18 protein-coding genes are annotated in these 17,707 nt (G+C 65.1%); 15 read left to right on the top strand and 3 right to left on the bottom strand.

Translation table 11 applies throughout. The features are described from left to right. Positions 1-231: 231 nt before the first annotated feature. On the top strand, positions 232-1,944 hold the full coding sequence (locus AC0WRY_RS27155) for a sulfatase-like hydrolase/transferase (protein WP_211416359.1): 1,713 nt from the start codon (positions 232-234) through the stop codon (positions 1,942-1,944). 119 nt (positions 1,945-2,063) lie between these two features. On the opposite strand, the gene AC0WRY_RS27150 is transcribed toward AC0WRY_RS27155, so the two are convergent. Both AC0WRY_RS27150 and AC0WRY_RS27145 read right to left on the bottom strand, forming a co-directional pair. Continuing rightward, positions 2,064-3,623 (bottom strand): glycine betaine ABC transporter substrate-binding protein, encoded by a 1,560-nt coding sequence (locus AC0WRY_RS27150; RefSeq protein WP_194403836.1) that lies wholly within the window; start codon positions 3,621-3,623, stop codon positions 2,064-2,066. Next, entirely contained in the window at positions 3,620-4,402 is a 783-nt protein-coding gene (locus tag AC0WRY_RS27145) for an ATP-binding cassette domain-containing protein (RefSeq protein WP_194403835.1), read from the bottom strand. The genes AC0WRY_RS27150 and AC0WRY_RS27145 overlap by 4 nt, the downstream gene beginning before the upstream one ends. Positions 4,403-4,525: 123 nt before the next feature. Here AC0WRY_RS27145 and AC0WRY_RS27140 point away from each other — a divergent pair, with 123 nt between their 5' ends. The 6 genes from AC0WRY_RS27140 (at position 4,526) to AC0WRY_RS27115 (ending at position 9,576) form a co-directional block, all read left to right on the top strand. Beyond that, positions 4,526-5,344, top strand: coding sequence for an ABC transporter ATP-binding protein (locus tag AC0WRY_RS27140; protein ID WP_194403834.1), 819 nt, complete (start codon positions 4,526-4,528; stop codon positions 5,342-5,344). Then, entirely contained in the window at positions 5,344-6,129 is a 786-nt protein-coding gene (locus tag AC0WRY_RS27135; protein WP_194403833.1) for an ABC transporter permease, read from the top strand. Before AC0WRY_RS27140 ends, AC0WRY_RS27135 begins: the two co-directional genes overlap by 1 nt. 102 nt (positions 6,130-6,231) lie before the next feature. Beyond that, positions 6,232-6,768, top strand: a complete 537-nt coding sequence (locus AC0WRY_RS27130; protein ID WP_194403832.1) for a DUF305 domain-containing protein — start codon at positions 6,232-6,234, stop codon at positions 6,766-6,768. Positions 6,769-6,777: 9 nt separating this feature from the next. Continuing rightward, on the top strand, positions 6,778-8,247 hold the full coding sequence (locus AC0WRY_RS27125) for a YncE family protein (RefSeq protein WP_491121708.1): 1,470 nt from the start codon (positions 6,778-6,780) through the stop codon (positions 8,245-8,247). A gap of 40 nt (positions 8,248-8,287) precedes the next feature. Continuing rightward, complete coding sequence (locus tag AC0WRY_RS27120) at positions 8,288-8,806, top strand: sigma-70 family RNA polymerase sigma factor (RefSeq protein ID WP_194403831.1); 519 nt, start codon at positions 8,288-8,290, stop codon at positions 8,804-8,806. Then, the gene (locus AC0WRY_RS27115) at positions 8,803-9,576 is read left to right on the top strand and encodes an anti-sigma factor family protein (RefSeq protein ID WP_194403830.1); all 774 of its coding nucleotides are present in this window, start codon (positions 8,803-8,805) and stop codon (positions 9,574-9,576) included. The genes AC0WRY_RS27120 and AC0WRY_RS27115 overlap by 4 nt, the downstream gene beginning before the upstream one ends. 72 nt (positions 9,577-9,648) lie before the next feature. Here AC0WRY_RS27115 and AC0WRY_RS27110 read toward each other — a convergent pair whose 3' ends face one another. Continuing rightward, complete coding sequence (locus AC0WRY_RS27110; RefSeq protein WP_194403829.1) at positions 9,649-10,098, bottom strand: cupin domain-containing protein; 450 nt, start codon at positions 10,096-10,098, stop codon at positions 9,649-9,651. Between the two features lie 137 nt (positions 10,099-10,235). Between AC0WRY_RS27110 and AC0WRY_RS27105 the strand changes: the two genes are divergently transcribed. From AC0WRY_RS27105 to AC0WRY_RS27070, 8 genes are all read left to right on the top strand, one after another. Beyond that, the gene (locus AC0WRY_RS27105) at positions 10,236-11,261 is read left to right on the top strand and encodes an ABC transporter substrate-binding protein (protein WP_194403828.1); all 1,026 of its coding nucleotides are present in this window, start codon (positions 10,236-10,238) and stop codon (positions 11,259-11,261) included. 29 nt (positions 11,262-11,290) lie between these two features. After that, the gene (locus tag AC0WRY_RS27100) at positions 11,291-11,995 is read left to right on the top strand and encodes an NUDIX hydrolase (RefSeq protein ID WP_194403827.1); all 705 of its coding nucleotides are present in this window, start codon (positions 11,291-11,293) and stop codon (positions 11,993-11,995) included. Positions 11,996-12,088: 93 nt separating this feature from the next. Further along, entirely contained in the window at positions 12,089-13,399 is a 1,311-nt protein-coding gene (locus AC0WRY_RS27095; RefSeq protein ID WP_194403826.1) for an ABC transporter substrate-binding protein, read from the top strand. A gap of 15 nt (positions 13,400-13,414) precedes the next feature. Continuing rightward, the gene (locus AC0WRY_RS27090; protein WP_194403825.1) at positions 13,415-14,185 is read left to right on the top strand and encodes an ABC transporter ATP-binding protein; all 771 of its coding nucleotides are present in this window, start codon (positions 13,415-13,417) and stop codon (positions 14,183-14,185) included. Further along, positions 14,185-14,889: an ABC transporter ATP-binding protein gene (locus AC0WRY_RS27085; RefSeq protein WP_194403824.1), complete on the top strand. Its 705-nt coding sequence runs from the start codon at positions 14,185-14,187 to the stop codon at positions 14,887-14,889. The genes AC0WRY_RS27090 and AC0WRY_RS27085 overlap by 1 nt, the downstream gene beginning before the upstream one ends. 5 nt (positions 14,890-14,894) lie before the next feature. Continuing rightward, positions 14,895-15,776: a branched-chain amino acid ABC transporter permease gene (locus AC0WRY_RS27080; protein ID WP_491121703.1), complete on the top strand. Its 882-nt coding sequence runs from the start codon at positions 14,895-14,897 to the stop codon at positions 15,774-15,776. Next, the gene (locus AC0WRY_RS27075; protein WP_194403822.1) at positions 15,773-16,792 is read left to right on the top strand and encodes a branched-chain amino acid ABC transporter permease; all 1,020 of its coding nucleotides are present in this window, start codon (positions 15,773-15,775) and stop codon (positions 16,790-16,792) included. Before AC0WRY_RS27080 ends, AC0WRY_RS27075 begins: the two co-directional genes overlap by 4 nt. Next, positions 16,752-17,702 (top strand): polyphosphate kinase 2 family protein, encoded by a 951-nt coding sequence (locus AC0WRY_RS27070; protein ID WP_491121701.1) that lies wholly within the window; start codon positions 16,752-16,754, stop codon positions 17,700-17,702. Before AC0WRY_RS27075 ends, AC0WRY_RS27070 begins: the two co-directional genes overlap by 41 nt. The last annotated feature ends 5 nt before the right edge of the window (positions 17,703-17,707 follow it).

The following is a 17,707-nucleotide window of genomic DNA, read 5'->3' as shown; positions in this document are numbered from 1 at the left end:
GGGCAACCGCCGCCGGTCTCTCCTCACCATGCGGGTCGGGCAGCGCTGACGCCTCGTCGCCCACCAGGATTAAGCGCCGGTCGGATCACGACACGCGTTGCCTGTCCTTGACCGTTCCGTTACAGTTTTATGACATGGTGCAGGCTTCCGGCTGCGCCGGAGGCCCTGGTCGTTTCGGGCCGGCCAGACGGCTTGGCATCACCGCACCGGACCAGAGTTTGCGTGTCCTCGATGGCGTCCGCGCCCAATCCAGGTCCTTCTGCCACCACCGCCGTGCTGGCGAGCGTCGCCGCGCTCGGCATCTGGCGGCTGCTCGCCGTTGCCGCGCCGCATCTGGCCGCGCTCGCGCTGATGTACCAGACCGAGACCGATTTCGGCTCGCGCCTCTCCTTCGCGCTGGCCTGGGGCATCCTCAACTTCTTCTGGATCGCATTGCTGCGCCGGCCGGCGCTCTCGGGCGCGCTGTCGCTGACCATGGTGGTCGTGCTGGTGCTGCTGTCGCGGCTGAAGCACGACGTCGTGCAGATGACGGTCAACTTCATCGACCTGATGATGATCGACCGCGACACCGTCGCCTTCCTGTTCACGATCTTCCCGAATTTGCGCTGGTCGGTGATCCTGGCCGGCTTCGTCACGCTGCCGCTGATGTATGCGCTGTGGTGGCTCGATCCGTTCCGCATCCGCCGCCTGCCCGCGCTCGCCTGCAAGCTGGCCTGTCTCGCCGCACTGGTCGGTTATTCGCTCTATCATCCTGACGAGGCCTGGCGCGGCTATTACGACGACGGCTATCTGTCGAAGTTCTTCCGCTCCGGCGTCAGCTCGGTCTCCGATTTCGTGCAATACGGCTTCATGGAATCGGCCGCCGCGAGCAATGAGCGGCTCAACATGCCGCTGGTCGATTCCTGCCATCCCGCGGGCCGCCGGCCGAACATCATCATGATCCATGATGAATCGAGCTTCGACATCCGCGCCGCCGCCGGCATCAAGGTGCCGCAGGGCTATGGCAGCCACTTCAAATCCTGGGACGGCAAGCAGCGCACGTTCCTCGCCGAAAGCAATGGCGGGCCGAGCTGGTTCACCGAATACAACGTGCTCGCGGGACTCTCCTCGCGTTCGTTCGGCCGCTTCGCTTATTTCGTGACACGCATCGCTTCAAACCGCGTCGAGCGCGGCCTGCCGCTGGCGCTGCGCCGCTGCGGCTACGACACGATGTCGCTCTATCCTGCCTATGGCGGCTTCATGGCGGCGCGCAGTTTCCAGATGACGACCGGCGTCGAACGCTTCCTCGACTCCAAGGATCTCGGCGCCAAGGATGTCGAGCCCGACAGCTTCTTCTACGGCAAGGCGCTCCAGCTGATGGGCCAGCAGCCGCCGAACAAGCCGCTGTTCACCTTCATCTATCTCGGCGCCAATCATTTCCCCTGGGAGACGCGCTTCCGTCCCGACCTGCTGCCGAACTGGCGCGCGCCGGGCAACGTAGCGTCCATTGACGAATATCTGCGCCGGCAGGCGATGAGCGCCGAGCAGTACAAGGCGTTCGTCGCGGGGCTGAAGAAGACATTCCCCGGCGAGCCCTTCCTGATCGTGCGATACGGCGATCATCAGCCGGAGTTCGCGCCCGGGATCCTCGAGCCCGGGCTCGACGAGGGCGCCATCGGCAAGAGGCTCGACGCCTACGATCCGCGCCTCTATGCGACCTATTACGCGATCGATGCCGTCAATTTCGAGCCGGTGAAAAGTGATGCCGTGATGGACACGATCGACGGCCCCTATCTGCCGCTGGTCATCCAGGAGGCCGCGGGCATCCCGCTCGACCCGTCCTTTGCCGAGCAGAAGGAGATCATGCTCCGCTGCAAGGGCGTCTTCTACGCCTGCAGGGACGGCGCCGAAGCGCGGCGGCTGAACCGCCTCTTGATCGACGCGGGAATGATCCGGGGGCTGTAGCGCCGATAGCTACGTGCGTAGGGTGGGCAAAGCGGAAGCGTGCCCACTACCTGTCGCGCGTTATCCAAAGACGCGGGCACGGTGCTTACGCGCCTTTGCCCGCCCTACAAACCCCCACCCTATCGCCGGCCTACTTTCTCCCACAACCACTTCGCCACCGCATCCGGCGACGAGTTCGCGTCGTTGCCGCTGGCGCGCAGGTTTGCTTCGCGCATGGTGGCGATATCGATCTTGCCGAGCAGCGGTTGCAGCGCCGCCTTGAGCCGCTCATCCCCCGCGCGCTTCGGCGCGAGCAGCAGGATCGCATCGTAGGGCGGGATCGCGCGCTTGGGGTCGTCGAGCGCGACGAGGTCGTATTTCGCGATCAGGCCGTCGCTGGTGTAGCCGGCGATGACGTCGACCTCGCCGCTGGCCACCGCCGCATACATGAAGTCCGGCTGCATCTGGCGCTGGGCGCGGAACGAAAGGCCATAGGCTTTCTGCAGTGCCGCCCATTCGGGGCGCGAGAAGAATTCGTAATCGCCGGCGATCGACAGCGTCGGCGCATGGGCCGCGAGATCGGCGACGGTGCGGACGCCGAGCGCCTCGGCGCGCTTCTTCGGCATCACCAGCGCATAGGCATTCTCGAAGCCGAGCTCGCCGAGCAGCGTGATGTTGTCCTTTGCCAGCGCCGTCTTCAGCTCCGCGATCAGCTCGGCGCGCGGCTTGATGTCGGTGCGATGCAGCTGGTTGGCCCACAGCGTGCCGGAATAATCGACACAGAGATCGATGTCGCCGGCCTTCAATGCCCCAAAGATCACGCTGGAGCCGAGGCCCGAGCGCGCCGTGGCCGAGAGGCCCGCCGCCTGCAGCCGATCCCGCATCAACGCCGACAGCACATATTGCTCGGCGAAGGTTTTTGCACCGACGACGTAGCCTTGCGGCGAGCGGCCCATGGTCGGCACCAGCGTTGCCGCAACCAGCGCCGCGATACCGGAGGCGCCGAGCACGGTGCGAGCGCGGCTTCGCTGGCGCAGGCCGACCTCGATCAGGCCGAGCAACTGATCGACGGCGAGCGCGAGCAGGGCGGAGGCAAAGCAGCCGAACAGCACGAGCACCCAGTTCTGGGTCTGCAATCCCGCAAAGATGTAATTACCGAGACTGGTCTGCCCGATCGGCGTCGACAGCGTCGCCGTGCCGATCACCCACACCGCGGCGGTGCGGATGCCCGCCATCATCACCGGCAGGGCCAGCGGCAGCTCGACCATGATCAGCGACTGCCGCGCGGTCATGCCGACGCCCTTGGCGGCCTCGATCAGCGCGGGATCGATGCCGTTGAGCCCGGTGATGCCGTTGCGCAGCACCGGGAGCATCGAATAGAGCGCCAGCGCCAGCATCGCGGGTAGGAAGCCGAACGCCGAAAAGGACACGCCGAACCAGGCCAGCGTCACGGATGCCGCCAGCAGCAGCAGCGGATAGAACAGCGCGAGCAGCGCCAGGCCCGGCACGGTCTGCACGATGCTGGCGATTGCGAGCAGGATGGCGCGCGGCGCCGGGCGGTTGCGCGTCAGGATGGCCAGCGGCAGGCTGACGGCGAGTCCAAGAGCGAGCGCGGCGAGACTGACCCGCACATGGTTGCCGAGATAATCGGGCAGATGCCCCAGCGCCTCGCCCCAGCGTGGATCGGCAAGCAAGCTCATGCCGCGCCGCCCTGCGGCAGCAGCGCGTTCAGCCGCTCGACCTGGCGGCGCGGCGTGCGCAACAGCTCCAGCACGTAAGCGTCGCTGCTCCGCGACAGTTCGGCGGGAGTGCCCTGGGCGAGCAGCTTCCCCTCTCGCATCACCGCGATGCGGTCGGCGAGCAGGATCGCCTCCGTCATGTCGTGGGTGATCATCACCGTGGTCAGGCCGAGCTTGCGATGCAGCGAGCGATAATCGTCGCCGAGCGCGTCGCGGGTGAGGGGATCGAGCGCGCCGAACGGCTCGTCCATCAGCATGATGCGGGGCCTCGCCGCAAGCGCCCGCGCGACCCCGACGCGCTGGCGCTGGCCGCCGGAGAGCGCCTCCGGCAGGCGGTCGCGATGCGCATCGCGCTCGAGCTGCACCAGCTCCAGCAGCTCGTCGACCCGCGCGGCGACCGCCGAAGCCGGCTCGCCCAGCAGCTTTGGCGTGATCCCGATATTGTCGGCGACGCTCAAATGCGGAAACAGCCCGCCGCTCTGGAAGACGTAGCCGATCCGCCGCCGCAGCGCGACCGGGTCGACGTTTTGCACGTCCTCGCCGCCGACCGTGATGGTGCCGCCCTCGGCCTCGATCAGCCGGTTGGCGAGCCGCAGCAGCGTCGTCTTGCCGGAGCCCGAGCCGCCGACGATGGCCAGAAATTCGCCCTCGGCGACGTCGAGCGAGACGTCGTCGACAGCCCTCAGCGGGCCGAACCGCTTGGTCACGTGGGCGTAGCTGATGGTCGGCTTGGAAGGCATTCGACGCAGCTCATTCTTCCTTCCCCTCCCTTGGAGGGCACGGCATGCCTAGCACGCTTGGCGGCGTGATTGAACTTGCGCGCGCGAGCGGCTAAGGCATCAAGCGAAATCCGGAGGAAGCATATGTCGACGCCCACGGCGGTGGCGCTGGAAGATGCCAAGGTCGCGTTCCGGCTCGGGGACGGGCGGGTCTATACGGCGGTGGAAAAGGCCCATCTCACGGTGGCGCAGGGCGAGTTCGTGGCCATTGTCGGCCCCACGGGCTGCGGCAAATCCACGCTGCTCAACGTCGCGGCCGGGCTGCTGAAGCCGGCCGCCGGCAGCGTCAGGATTTTCGACCAGCCGCTCGCGGGGCTGAACCGGGATGCCGGTTACCTGTTCCAGGCCGATGCGCTGTTCCCCTGGAAGACCGCGCTCGACAATGTCGCGATCGGGCTCGAGATCAAGGGCACGCCACGGGCCGAAGCGCTGCCGCGTGCGCAGCAATGGCTGACCTCCGTCGGCCTTGGCGCCTTCGCGGGCCGCTATCCGCACATGCTCTCTGGCGGCCAGCGCAAGCGCGTGGCGCTCGCACAGGTGCTGATCCGCGATCCCAAGATCCTCTTGATGGACGAGCCGTTCGGGCCGCTCGATGCACAGACCCGCCAGGTGATGGGAAATCTGCTGCTCGATCTGTGGAACGCCGACCGCAAGGCGGTGCTGTTCGTGACCCACGATCTGGAAGAAGCCATCGCGCTCGCCGACCGCGTCGTGATCATGTCGGCTGGTCCGTCCTCGCGCATCATCGGCGACTGGCGCGTCGGCTTGGCCCGCCCGCGCGACATCTTCGAGGTGCGGCTGGACAAGGAGTTCCACGAGCTGCATCGCGAGATCTGGAGCGTGCTCAAGGACGAGGTGATGAAGGGCTACGCGCAATCCACGCAAGCGGCGGAGGCGGTCTGATGTCGCGCCCGACGCTGTTCGCGCTGCAGGTCCTGGTCGCGGTCGTCTGCATCGTGCTGTGGCAGGTGCTGTCGACCGTCCCGGTGTTCGGCAAGGTCCTGCTGCCGCCGTTCTTCTTCTCCAACCCGCTCGACGTCTTCAGCCAGATCGTAAAGTGGTTCGCCTCCGGCGTGATCTGGAAGCATCTCGCCATCACGCTGACGGAATCGATCCTCGCCTTCGTGATCGGATCGGCTGGCGGCGTATTGATCGGCTTCTGGTTCGCGCGCCAGCCGCTGGTGGCCGCGGTGTTCGACCCCTACGTCAAGATGGTCAACGCGCTGCCGCGCGTCGTGTTGGCGCCGATCTTCGCGCTGTGGCTCGGCCTCGGCATCTGGTCCAAGGTCGCGCTCGGCGTGACGCTGGTGTTCTTCATCGTGTTCTTCAACGTCTATCAGGGCGTCAAGGAGGTCAGCCGCACCGTGCTCGACAACGGCCGCATGCTCGGCATGAGCGAGCGGCAGTTGATGCAGCACGTCTATTGGCCCTCGGCGCTGTCCTGGATGTTCTCCTCGCTGCACACCTCGGTTGGCTTCGCCGTGGTCGGCGCGGTCGTCGGCGAATATCTGGGATCGGCGGCGGGCCTTGGCTATCTCATCCAGCAGGCCGAAGGCGTGTTCGACGTCGCCGGCGTGTTCGCCGGCATGTTCGTGCTGTCGGCCTTCGTCATCCTGATCGACTTCGGGGTGACGCTGGTCGAGCGGCGCCTGCTGGTGTGGCGGCCGACCGTGGACGGGCGCGGCTAGGCCGCCGCCCCCGACGGCTGACATTTATGTGATCGACCGGCCGGAATAGAACGCGCGCCCACGCGTCAAACCCCCATGCAACCACCTGCATGGGAGTTCAGGATGCCCCCCTCACAGTTTCGCCCCGCGGTAGCGGCGCGTGCAGGCAGATGTCGATGGCCGAGGCTCGGGCTCGGCACAGCGTTCCTTGCCGCGCGCATTCTCGTCGCTTTCGCGCTTCCTCCAATCGTCTTCGCGCACGAGACCCATCCGAACCCGCCTGCTGCGCCGAGCACGGAAGAGAGCGCCTTCCTGCAAGAGAACGATGCCGCCATGGCCAGGATGATGAACGACATGGCGGTCAAACCGACCGGCGACATCGATCGCGACTTTGTCGCGATGATGAGCCCGCATCATCAGGGCGCCATCGACATGGCCGTGATCGAGCTGCGGTACGGTAAGAACGAGCAGCTTCGGCGCATCGCTCAGGAAATCATCGTCGACCAGATGCAGGAGATCGCTGCCATGAAGCTCGCCATCGGCGAGCCGGCGACCGACACCACGCCTGCTCCGACCCAGCCGCAATCCGTTCCCATCGCAACTGTTCATCATCATCATCCTGTGATGCAGATGGACATGTCCACTGGAATGAAGAAGTAGGAGCGGCAGATGACCAAGTCTCGAAGCCATATGATGAGGACCATTTTCCTGGCGGCCACCATGCTCGCCACCGGCTCCGTCGCATGGGCGGGGCAGGCGCCTGGCGCGCTGTCCTCCCCCGACATTCCGATTAGTCATCACGATCGGGTCTACGCGGCTGAGCAGTTCTCGAACACGGTTTCGGTCACCGACCCTGCCGACAACAAACTGCTTGGCGTAATCCGGCTTGGTGACCCGCAGCCCGGCAATTTCAGCCCGCTCTACAAGGGGCAGGTGCTCGTGCACGGCATGGGTTTCTCGCCCGATCACAAGACGCTGGCCGTAGTGTCGATCGGCTCGAACTCAGTGAGCTTCATCGACACTGCGACCAACGCGGTCAAGCACGTGACCTATGTCGGGCGGTCGCCACACGAGGCGTTCTTTACACCCGACGGCAAGGAGGTCTGGGTTACCGTCCGCGGCGAGAATTACATCTCCGTCATCGATCCAACGAGCTTCAAGGAGAAGACCCGCATCACGACGCCGAACGGGCCGGGGATGCAGATATTCTCACCTGACGGCAAATACGGCTACATCTGCTCGTCCTTCAATCCCGAGACCGATGTCGTCTCAGTCGTCGAGCACAAGATCATCGCTACGGTGAAGCAAGAAAGTCCGTTCTGTCCGAACATTGCGGCGACGCCCGATGGAGATCAGGTGTGGTTCACGCTGAAGGACGTCGGCCGGACACAAGTGTTCAACGCAAGGCCACCGTTCAATGCAATCAAGACGATCGACACCGGGCCGATCACCAATCACGTCAACTTCGCGCACACCGCCAAAGGCACGTTCGCCTATGTCACCGTCGGCGGCTTGAACGAATTGAAGGTGTTCCGCACCGACGACTTCTCGCAAGTCGCCACGATCCCGGTCGGCAATCTGCCGCACGGCGTGTGGCCGTCCGGCGACGGCACGCGCATCTATGTGGGGCTGGAGAACGCCGACGCGCTCGCGGCCATCGACACCGCGACCAACAAAGTGGTTGGGAACGTTCCGATCGGCCAGGCGCCGCAAGCGATCGCCTATGTTCCGAATGCTGCGCCTGACCCGGATGACCGCCAGAACCTGCAGGCGCTCGGCGTGGCTGGCCAGGTGGCTCATCTGGCGCTCGCGTCGATAGGCGGCACAAAGCACGGTAAGGCGCCGACCACGGTCTCGCTCTTCGATCAAGGCCTGATCCAGATCCTGCAGGCTTCAGTGACGGGACTTCAGCCCAAGCGGAAATATGTGTTGGCGCTTGCGGAGCGTAGTGACGGGGGCGGCCCATTGCAGCCGCTGGCAGCCTTCATGACCAATCCGGCGGGATCCGCTATCGTCAACGCGGCCGGTCCGATCCGGCAGATCGTCGACCAGTCTGCCGCGGCCGCAAAGCGCTATTTGGTGATCGCGTCCGGCGACGCGGCGATGCCGGGCGAGGCGGTCCAGATCGAGGCTCAATGATTCCGGTTCGAACGCCAATCGCGAGATGGCGGAGCGCTTGATGAAGGACATGCTGGTTCAAGTCGAGCCGCTAATCCCTGCGCTCCGCCGCTATGCCCGCGCGCTCACGCGCGAACGCGCCGCGGCCGACGATCTGGTTCAGGATTGCCTGGAGCGCGCCGTCAGCCGCTGGCACCAGCGGCGCGACGGCAGCGTGCGCGCCTGGCTGTTCACCATCCTTCACAACCTGGCTGTCACTCAGTTTCGCCAGGCGACAGCGCGGGGCAGGCATATGCCGATCGACGATGCGGGCGAGCGGGAACTTGTCAGCGCGGCGGAGCAAGAGCACAGGCTGATCTATCAGGACGTCCTTGGCAAGCTTGCGAAACTCCCGGAGGAGCAGCGGGCCGTGTTGTTGCTGGTCGCAGTCGAGGATCTCTCCTACGCGGATGCGGCAGTGGTGCTGAACATCCCGATCGGGACCGTGATGTCGCGCCTGTCGCGTGCGCGGGAGAGGCTGCAGCAGGAGATGGATGGCACTGCGGCGGGAAATGTCGTGGCCTTGCGGAGCGTGAAATGAACCATCGGCCGATCACCGAGGATGACCTCCACGCCTATGTGGACCAGGCGCTCGAGCCCGAGCGTCGCGCGGAGGTCGCATCCTACCTGAACGATCATCCGGATGTTGCTGCGCGCGTTGCCGCCTTCGCTACCCAGCGCGAGCAGCTGCGCGGCGCGCTTGCGCCGATCGCCGACGAGCCGTTGCCGGCAGAATTGAACTTGTCGCGCATCATCGAGAGCCGAAGACGGCGTCCCCTGCGAACGTGGGGAGCGATCGCTGCGATGTTGCTCCTCGGTATCGGCGGTCTCGGCGGGTGGACCATGCGCAGCGTGTTGCAGGAGGGTTCCAACGGACTGTCTGCGCTGGCGCGGGAAGCAGCCTATTCTTATGGCGTCTACGCACCGGACCGCGTGCGTCCGGTCGAGATTCGCGCCTCCGAGAGTGCGGAGCTCACGCGATGGGTCTCGACTCGGCTGAAGCAGCCGGTGAAGGTGCCGGACCTCTCTGTCTCGGGCTACAGGCTGATGGGGGGGCGCCTGGTTGCGACGTCCCATGGCCCGGCCGCGATGTTCATGTACGATGACGATCGCGGGGATCGCCTCGTTGTACTGACGCGCCCGATGAGCAACCGCAACCTGGACACGCCGATGATGCCGCAATCGACCGGCGATGTCGCGGGCTTCGTGTGGGCGGATGGCGGCATGGGTTACACGCTCGTTGGCCAGCTTCCGGGGGAGACTCTCAAGCCGATCGCGAACGAGATTCGGAAGCAGGCGCGCCCGATCTAGCGCGGGAATTGACCAAGCGGGTCCGCGCAGCGGCGCGAGCCCGAGCATTCGCCCCGCGCCGGTCGAGGGGTCTCAATCCAGCAGCTTGGTATCATCAGGCGCCTGCGGCGGCGTCTTGATCGCGATCGCCTTGACCTGTCCCGAGATCGGCTTGGTGCCGCCGTGCGGCGTGCCCTTCGGGATGATGACGAGGTCGCCCGGCTTGACCGTCACTTCCTTGTCGCCGAGCCAGATCGTCCCGGTCCCGTCCAGGATGTACTGGATCTCGTTGGTGTTGGGGTGCATGTGCTTGGGCACGTTGCCGACCTGGATCGAGATCGTGGCGCCGTCGGCGCTCGCGAACATTTTCGAGCGGTAGCCGACGGCGTTGGCGGGGCCGAGCGCGTCGCCTTCCGTCTCGCCGGTGTGGATGATCTGCGCGGTGATGTTTTCCGCGGCCAGCGCCGGCCGGAGCAGTTGGTTCGCGCCGCATCCGGCGGCAAAGGCGGCGGCCAGCGCGAGCCCGGCAGTGAAGCGATTCATGGATGATCCTCCCCATCAGGAATTGTTCTTGTGCGTCCATGCTATTGCGCCGAAAGGCCGATGGCCAGAGCCTTAAGGCGCGCTTCTCAAGCCGGTCCTGCTGCTCTATGGTGCCGCCGGCCGAACGGAGGAAACCAATGAAGAACACGATTGCCAGGCTCGCCGGCGCGCTGCTCGCGCTGACGCTCACCACCGGATTTGCCGCGGCGCAAAGCAAGGTCACCATCGCGGTCGGCGGCGGCTCCTGCCTGTGCTATCTGCCGACGGTGCTGGCCAAGCAGCTCGGCGAATACGAGAAGGCCGGCCTCAATGTCGAGCTCGTGGACCTCAAGGGCGGCTCGGACGCGCTCAAGGCCGTGCTCGGCGGCAGCGCCGACGTGGTCTCCGGCTATTTCGACCATTGCGTCAATCTGGCCGCCAAGAAGCAGGAGCTGCAGTCCTTCGTGGTCTATGACCGCTATCCCGGCCTCGTGCTGGTAGTCGCGCCCTCGCGCACCAACGACATCAAGTCGGTCAAGGATCTCGCCGGCAAGAAGGTCGGCGTCAGCGCGCCCGGCTCCTCCACCGACTTCTTCCTGAAATACATGCTCAAGAAGAACGGTGTCGATCCCACCAGCGCCGCCGTGATCGGCGTCGGTCTCGGCGCCACCGCGGTCGCCGCGATGGAGCAGGGCCAGATCGACGCGGCCGTGATGCTCGACCCCTCCGTCACCGTCCTCCAGGGCAGCCACAAGGATCTGCGCATCCTCTCCGACACCCGCACGCAGAAGGACACGCTCGAGACTTTCGGCGGCGAATATCCGGGCGGCGCGCTGTACTCGACGGCGGCCTGGGTTGCCAAGCACGAGAAGGAGACGCAGGCGCTCACCGACGCGATCCTCGCCACGCTCGCCTGGATCCATTCGCACTCCCCCGAGGAGATCATGGCGAAGATGCCGGAGGAGACGGTCGGCAAGAACAAGGACCTCTATCTCGCCGCGCTGAAGAACACGATCCCGATGTACTCGGAGACCGGCAAGATGGACCCGAAGGGCGCCGACGCCGTGCTCTCGGTGTTCAGCGTCGGCTCGCCCGAGGTCGCCAATGCCAAGATCGATGTCGGCAAGACCTTCACCAACAAGTTCGTCGAGCAGGCCAAGAAGACCACGGGGAATGCCAAATAGCTGACGCGAAGATGAGGTAGCCGTCGCTCATGACGTCGCCGATCATTCATCGCGTCACCACGCTCGATCTTGCCGTGCGGCCGATCGTCTGGCCGTTCGCGGAGGAATGGCGCGACGAGATCGCGGCGCATTTCGCCGAAAAGCAGCGCGAGCGGCCAAAGATCTGGAACGGCCGCGTCCTGCTCGGGCGCGATCCCGTGTTCGCGGACGGCTGTTTCGCTGCGACCTATTTCGAGACCGATTTCGCCAGCTTCCTCGCCTGGCGTGACTGGGGCTTTCCTGGGCCTGCCGTGTTCAACGGTTTTGGCATGGGCGCGCTGCGCAGCGCCGACGGCGCCTTCGTCATGGGTGAGATGGCGCCGCACACCGCCAATGCGGGCCGTATCTATTTCCCCTCGGGCACGCCCGATCTCGACGACGTCAGGGGTGACACGCTGGACATTCCCGGCAGCGTCGTCCGCGAGCTCGAGGAAGAGACCGGCCTCACCGCGGCGGACTTTCGGGCCGAGCCGGACTGGCACTGCATCGTCAGTGGCCCTGCGATTGCGATGATGCAGGTACTCAACCTGGATATGTCCGGCGAGGAGGCGCGCGCCCGCATCGAAGCCAACCTCGCCAGCGAGGACGAGCCCGAATTGTCGGCCATTCATCTCGTGCGCGGGATGAGTGATCTCAGGCCGACCATGCCGCGATTTGTCACGGCCTTTGTCGAGCAGCAGTTCGCCTCGCGCTGATGCGCAAGACTTGACATCCCTGCGCTCTGCCCATGTGATGGGGGCAAGCAAGATCAAGACGAATGCAATGCACAATCGTCCAGGGAGGTTTTGATGCGCCTGCGCATGGCTGCCCGGTTGCTACATGGGCTGGTGGTCGCGATAGCAGCGACGGGCTTGGCGGCGTCCGCCCAGGCCCAGGACAAGAAGATCAAGATCGGCGTCGTCTTTGATTTGACCGGGCCTCTGGCCGGCGGCGGCTCCGAGCTCAATTATGTCGGCGCGAAGATCATCCTCGACCATTTCGCCAAGACCGGCGTGGAGGGCTACAAGATCGAGGCGGTCTATGCCGACGCGCAGAGCAAGCCCGACATCGCCATCAACGAATCCGTCCGCCTGCTCGAGCAGGAGAAGGTCGACATGGTGCTCGGCTTCTTCTCCTCGGCCCAATGCGTGCCGGTGGCCGCCCGCGTCGAGCAGCTCAAGAAGTTCATGTGGATGACGACCTGCATCTCGTCGGCCGTGTTCAACGAGAAAGGCTACAAATACGTGTTCCGCCCGCAGGCGAGCGGCGACCAGTTCGGCATGATGACGATGGATTTCATCGCGCAGAACGCCAAGGAGAAGCTCGGCAAGGAACCGAAGGATTTGCGCGTCGCCATCATCCACGAGGACGGCGCCTATGGCGTCGACGTCTCCAAGGGCAACGAGGCCGGCGCGAAGAAGGCCGGCTTCAACGTCGTGCTCAAAGAGGGCTATTCGGCGACCGCGCCCGATCTGTCCCCGCTGGTGACCAAGCTGAAGCGCGCCAAGCCCGACGTCATCTTCCACACCGGCTACAATCCGGACATCACCCTGCTGCTGCGCCAGGCCCGCGAGCAGGGGCTGAAGTTCGGTGCGCTGATGGGCCATGGCGCCGGCTATGGCGTCTATGAGAAGCTGAAGGAAGGCATGGGGGCCGACGCCGCCTATATCTTCAACACCGACCCGATCTCGATCTGGCTGGCCAACCAGAAGACCATGGATCCGAAGCTCCCGCCCGTCATCAAGATGGTCGGCGAGGAGTTCGACAAGATCAAGCCCGGCGTCGCCATCCGCTCCGCCCATGTCGGCATCGGTGCCTCCAACACTTATGTGTTCATGGCGGATGTGCTGCCGCGGGCGATCAAGAAATATGGCGGCGTCGATCCCGAGGCGCTGCGCAAGGCGGCGCTCGACACCGACATCCCCGAAGGCGGCACCATGCTCGGCTTCGGCGTGAAGTTCTACGGCGAGGGCACGCCGATGGCCGGGCAGAACGAGCGCTCGTTCCCTGTCGTGATCCAGTATCTCGACGACAAGTCTCACGTGGTGTGGCCGAAGAGCCAGGCGCAGCGCGACGCCGTGCTGCCGCTGCCGAAGGGCACCACCTACAGCAACCAGTAGCAGCGGAGGGCTTTGGTGCTGGAAGTCAGCGGATTGGTGAAGCGGTTCGGCGGCTTCACCGCCGTCAACAACGTGTCGTTTCGGGTCGATCAGGGCGAGATTCTCGGCCTGATCGGCCCCAACGGCTCGGGCAAGAGCACGATCTTCAACATGCTCTCCGGCACGCTGGCGCCGACCTCGGGCTCGATCATGTTTGCCGGGCATGAGATCGCGGGCCTTGCGCCGCACCGGATCATCAACAGCGGCGTCGGCCGCACCTTCCAGATTCCGCGCCCCTTTCGCCGCCTGACCATTTTCGAGAACGTCGCGCTCGCCGGTTTCTACGGCCAGGGCCGACATAGCCGCGTCAAGGCGGAAGAGGCAGCCGAGCGATCCCTCGCGATGGTCGGCCTGCCGACCGATCGCCACGCCAGCGTCGATGGTCTCGGCGCCGCCGGCCTGAAGAAGCTCGAGCTCGCCAAGGCGCTCGCCACGGCGCCTAAGCTGCTGCTGGCCGATGAAAGCCTCGGCGGCCTCGACGAGGCCGAGATGGATCAGGCCGCCGACATGCTGCGCAACATCCGCGACGAGCTCGGCATCACCATCATCTGGGTCGAGCACATCATGGGCGTGCTGATGCGCGTCGTCGATCGCGTCATGGTGCTCGACCACGGCGAGAAGATCTCGGAAGGCCTGCCGAGTGCGGTAGCGGGCGATCCGCGCGTCATCGAGGTCTATCTCGGCACCGATGCCGAGACCACGCAGGCCGCGGCCGCCGAAGCGCGCCGCCGCGCGGGAGGCGCGTGATGCTGGAGCTCCGCGGCGTCAATGCCGGCTATGGCACCTTCCAGGCGCTGTTCGACGTCAATCTCGACGTCAAGGCCGGCGAAGCCGTCGGCGTCATCGGCCCCAACGGCGCCGGCAAGACCACCTTGATGCGCGTCATCTCCGGCCTGATCCGCCCCGCGCGCGGCTCGATCCGGATGGAGGGCACGGACGTCGTGGCGACGCCACCGCACAAGATCGTCAGCCTCGGCATTGCGCATGTGCCGGAGAACCGGCGGCTGTTTCCGCAGCTCTCGGTGGACGACAATCTCAAGATGGGTGCCTTCATGAAGGAGGCGCGGGGCCATTATGCCGAGCGGCTCGAGGTCGTGTTCGACCTGTTCCCGCGCCTGAAGGAGCGGCGCCACCAGATGGCCGGCACCATGTCCGGCGGCGAGCAGCAGATGTGCGCGATCGGCCGCGCGCTGATGTCCAATCCGAAGCTGCTGCTGCTGGACGAGCCGTCGGCGGGCCTTGCGCCCGTCGTGGTGCAGCAGGTGTTCGAGCTGGTGAAGCGGATCCGCAGCCGCGGGCTGACCGTGCTGATCGTCGAGCAGAACGTGCAGCAGGTGCTGAAAGTGGTCGACCGCGCCTATCTGATCGAGGCCGGCACGATCAGGGCGTCCGGCACCTCGGCCGAGATGCTGGCGAGCGACACGGTCAAGGAAGCTTATCTGGGGGTGTGAGGCTGATGCAGGCGTTCCTGGACATTTTCGACATCTATTTGCTGGAGGCCGTGATCAACGGCATCCTGCTCGGCGGCGTGCTGGCGCTGCTGGCGCTCGGGCTCAATTTGATCTTCGGCGTCATCGACGTGACCTGGATCTGCTACGCCGAGCTCGTGATGATCGGCATGTATGCCATGTACTTCATGGTGCAGGTCTACGGCCTCAGCTATTTCGTCGCAGCGCCTCTCACCGTTGTCCTGGTCGCGCTGCTCGGCGCAGCGCTGCATTACCTCGTGATCGCGCCGCTCTTGACCGCGCCGTCGATCAACCAGCTGCTTGCGACCGGCGGGGTTCTGTTCGTGCTGCAGAGCTTTGCCACCGTCGCCTTCGGCATCGACTTCCGCAACCTCGGCATCCGCCTGCCGGTGCTTGCCTTCGGCGACATGAATTTCAGTTATGCCCGGCTGCTGTCGTTCCTGGCGGCGCTGGTCGGCATGGTCGCGGTCTATCTGTTCATGACGCGCACCTTCACCGGCACCGCGATCCGCGCCATCTCGCAGGACCGCCAGATCATGGCGCTGATGGGCGTCGACACCAAGAGAATCTATCTCATCACCTCCGCACTCGGCGGCGCGCTGGCCGGGCTCGCCGCCTGCCTTCTGGTGCTGCAATATGACGTGCACCCCTTCGTCGGGCTGTCGTTTGGGCCGATCACCTTCCTGATCTGCGTGCTCGGGGGCCTCGGCAATTTCATCGGCGGCTTCATCGCCGCCTTCGTGTTCGCCGAGATCATCTCGCTCGGTGGCCTGTTCTCCGACCTCGAATGGGGCTACGTGCTCGCCTTCGCCTTTTTCATCGTCATGATGTTCATCCGGCCCGCGGGCCTCCTGGCGAGGCGCCGATGATGGGGCAGGGGAGGCTTGCAGCCTGGGGCATTGGGCTCGCGGCACTGGTCGCGCTGCCCTTCGTCTATCGCGACCCCTATCATCTGCACATCCTGGTGCTGATCCTGATCTGGTCGTTCGCCTACACCTCCTGGTCGATGATGGGGCGGTTCGGCCTCGTCTCGCTCGGCCATGGCGGCTTCATGGGGATCGGCGCCTATGTCACCGCGCTGCTCTGGAATCATCTCGGCCTGTCGCCCTGGATTGGCATTCCCATCGGCATGGTCGCGGCCGGCGCGCTGGCGCTGATCGTCGGTTATCCCTGCTTCCGCTTCCGCATCACCGGCCACTATTTCGTGCTGGTGACGCTGGCGCTGTCGGGCATCGTGCTCCAGGTCATCACCGCGACACGCGACTATACCGGCGGCTCGCTCGGCTACACGCCGAACCGCGCATCCGGCAACAAGCTGTGGGCGCTGCAGTTCGACGACAAGACGACCTGGTATCTGATCGCGCTCGGGGTCTGGCTCTTCGGCATCGTGGTCTGGCACTGGGTCGACCGCAGCATGGCCCGCTATGCGCTTGAGGCGATCTCGGAGGACGAGGACGCGGCGGCGGCCGCCGGCGTCGACGTGACCGCGGAGAAGCTGAAGATCACGCTGCTGAGCGCGCTGATGACGGCGCTCGCGGGCGCGATCTACTGCCAGTACCAGATGTTCATCACCCCCGACACCGTCAGCGGCATCGCAGTGTCTCTGCAGATGGTGTTCGCGGCCATCGTCGGCGGCCTGTTCGTCTCGCTCGGCCCGACCTTCGGCGCCATCATCACCATTCTGCTGGCCGAGACCCTGCGCATCGGCTTCGGCACCAAGGCCGTCGGCTGGGACAATCTCGTCTACGGCGTGCTGCTCGTGCTCTTCATCATATTCCTTCCCAAGGGCATCCTTGGTAGCTTGCTCGACCGACTGAAGCCGCAACGCAAGGTGCCCCGCGCTCATGAGCAAGAAGCCGTCCAAATCGCCCGCCCAGGAACTTGACCGCTACATCACGCCATTCCGCTATGACGGTTCGGGCAAGTTTCATCTCAAGGATCACAAGACCAGCGAGAAGGGCGATCTCGACAAGGAGACGGCGCAGGCGCTTCTCGACGTCAACAAGAAACGGCTGGTCGAGTTTCAGGAGAAGCTCTACGCCCAGGACCGCTGGTCGCTCCTGATCGTGTTCCAGGCCATGGACGCCGGCGGCAAGGACAGCGCCATCAAGGCGATCTTCGAGGGCATCAATCCGCAGGGCTGCGAGGTCCACGCCTTCAAGGCGCCGAGCAGCAAGGAGCTTGATCACGACTTCCTCTGGCGCCATGTGATCGCGCTGCCCGAACGCGGTCATATCGGCATCTTCAACCGCTCCCATTACGAGGAATGCCTGGTGACGCGCGTGCACCCGGAGCTTCTCGCCAAGGAGAAGCTGCCGCAGAAGTTGCTGACCAAGAACATCTGGAAGGAGCGGTTCGAGGACATCTCGGCATGGGAACGCTATCTCTGCCGCAACGGCACCGTGGTGCTGAAGTTCTTCCTCAACGTGTCCAAGGACGAGCAGCGCGAGCGCTTCCTCGACCGGCTGGAGGACCCGGCCAAGCAGTGGAAATTCTCGATGGACGACATCAAGGAGCGCGCGCTGTGGCCGCGTTACCAGGCGGTCTATCAGGACATCGTCCGGCACACCGCGACGGCCCATGCGCCGTGGTATGTCGTGCCGGCCGATCACAAATGGTTCGCGCGCGTCGTGATCGGCTCCGTGATCAATGCGACGCTCGAAAAACTCGACCTGCGCTTCCCCCGCGCCGACAAGGCCTCGCTGAAGGAGTTCGACGCGGTGCGCATGGCGCTGGAGAAGGAAGACAAGAGGAGCCAGGCGAAGAAATCGCGAAAACAACCCCATGCACAGTAGACGGC

The organism is Bradyrhizobium sp. T-12 (assembly GCF_058314695.1).
This window is presented reverse-complemented; position numbering and strand designations above follow the sequence as displayed.